Consider the following 1,931-nt stretch of genomic DNA (forward strand, 5'->3'; position numbering starts at 1 on the left):
ATTTATTAAGCCGAGGTAAATAGCAATTTATAGGCTGCAACAAACAGTACTGTGGCAAGTACGTATTTTAAAGCATCCTGTTTTAGTTTTTTCGATCCGAGATAGGCTCCTAACAGGCCACCAAGGAATGCAACTGCAATATACCCCCACATATGAGCATTGAACGATACACCTTTTGTCAGCATACCCCCAAGTCCCGACAATGAATTTACGAAAATAAATGCAGCACTGATAGCTGCAGTTTGTTTTTGATCTGTCCATTTAAGCAGGATCAGAAAAGGGGAAAGGATAATTCCACCGCCAATACCAATCATGCCTGAAAGTAGTCCTACAATGCCACCAATTGCCAGTGCACCATAACTGTTGTACGGTTTGAGCTCATCTTCGGCTGGACTTCTGAAAAAGAAAAAACGAAAAATCGGAAAGAGTAGCAGTAGTCCCAGCAACCTCTTGTACAAATGATCTTCCAAGGTAATCATACCGCCTATAAATGCCATGGGAACAGAGGTGATGGCTACCATCAAAAACAAATTTCGTTTGAAATAATGACCCCTGTAATATTGTATAAAGGATGTTAAAGAAACAAAGAGGTTAAGTACCAGTGCTGTAGGTTTCATCTCCTGCGGTGCGATCCCATAGATTGCCATCAATGCTAAATAGCCACTTGCACCACCGTGCCCTACTGATGCGTAAAGAAAAGCCAGAATAAAAAGGAAAAAATAAAAAAGCTCAAATTGCATGGCGCGATTACGTTAAAAGATGGATAAAAACTTCGTCTCCAGCAGCACAACCATTGCTCTCCTCCTCGAGAATCAGCAGGCAATTGGCCTGTGCGTAGGATTGGAGGCGATAAGACTCTTGCGCGTGTAAAGGTTCAACAGTAAGTCCGTCGTATCGTGCCTTAAGGAAATGAGTTAAACCGGGCTTTTTACTATAAGCATGTGTTGTATGGGTTTTGATGGAACGTGTTCGCTCTGGAAGTTGCATGATACGCTCTAATGCAGGAGCGACGTAGAGGTAAAAACAGGTTAGGGCAGAGGACGGATTGCCGGGTAGCCCAAACACCAGCTTTTCATTTTGTGTGCCAAAAAAGAGGGGTTTTCCCGGTTTTTGTCGGATACGATGAAAACGCTGTTTAATACCGCAGTCCTTAGCCACATCCACCACGTAATCGTAGTCACCTACGCTGACACCGCCAACTAAAAGAACAATATCAGCTTCATCCAATGCATTCTCCAAAGCTGCCCGAAGTTGGCTTCTGTCATCCGGTACATGCCGACTTTCGACATGCAGTATGCCTAGCTGCTGCAGTGCGGCTTTTAGCTGATAGGAGTTAGACTCGTAAACTTCCCCATATCCAAGTATTGTACCAACAGGTTTCAGTTCATCTCCGGTTAGAATAAGTTGTATCCGTGGTGGCGCAGTAACAAGAACATCCCTGCATCCGATGCCTGCGAGATAGCCAATAGCCGCCGGGGTCAATGTTGTTCCTGTGAGCATGGCGATACTGTCTGCCAGAACTTCTGATCCTGTAGGGCGTACATTATCCCCCAACTGGAGGGCTTTATCGCTAATCCGGATTGTATTTGCGCCGCTCAAATCTACTTTTTCCTGCATCACTACCGTATCTGCACCTCGAGGCAACGGAGCTCCAGTATAAATGCGCATCGCCTGTCCCTCTGTCAATATTTTTTCAACCGTGGTACCTGCGGGAATTTTGTCTACCACAGGAAGTCCCCGATCTTTGTCGCTATATCGAATAGCGTAACCGTCCATCGATGACTGCGGAAAAGCAGGGATTGACTGCTCGGCAACGACGGTTTGGGCCAGCGTATAGCCCAAGGCTTCCGTTAAGGGAAGCCGTATTTGTTTTGGAGCAGGCAGATGATGATGGATAATATCTTTGGCCTGCTGAACACTGATAAACTGAT

At 45.5% G+C, this 1,931-nt stretch carries 2 protein-coding genes; both read right to left on the reverse strand.

The genetic code is table 11. The features are described from left to right. Positions 1-5 precede the first annotated feature (5 nt). Positions 6-740, reverse strand: a complete 735-nt coding sequence (locus tag VN105_RS17510) for a sulfite exporter TauE/SafE family protein (protein WP_165306011.1) — start codon at positions 738-740, stop codon at positions 6-8. A gap of 7 nt (positions 741-747) precedes the next feature. Continuing rightward, positions 748-1,931: gephyrin-like molybdotransferase Glp (gene glp / locus VN105_RS17515; protein ID WP_325642824.1), on the reverse strand; the 1,184-nt coding region annotated here is incomplete at its 5' end.

Origin of the sequence: Chitinophaga sp., assembly GCF_035564935.1 — a bacterium.
GTDB lineage: Bacteria > Bacteroidota > Bacteroidia > Chitinophagales > Chitinophagaceae > Chitinophaga.

Excerpts from the sequence above, each read along its gene's own strand:
- VN105_RS17510 (WP_165306011.1), bottom strand. The coding sequence starts at position 740 with ATGCAATTTGAGCTTTTTTATTTTTTCCTTTTTATTCTGGCTTTTCTT.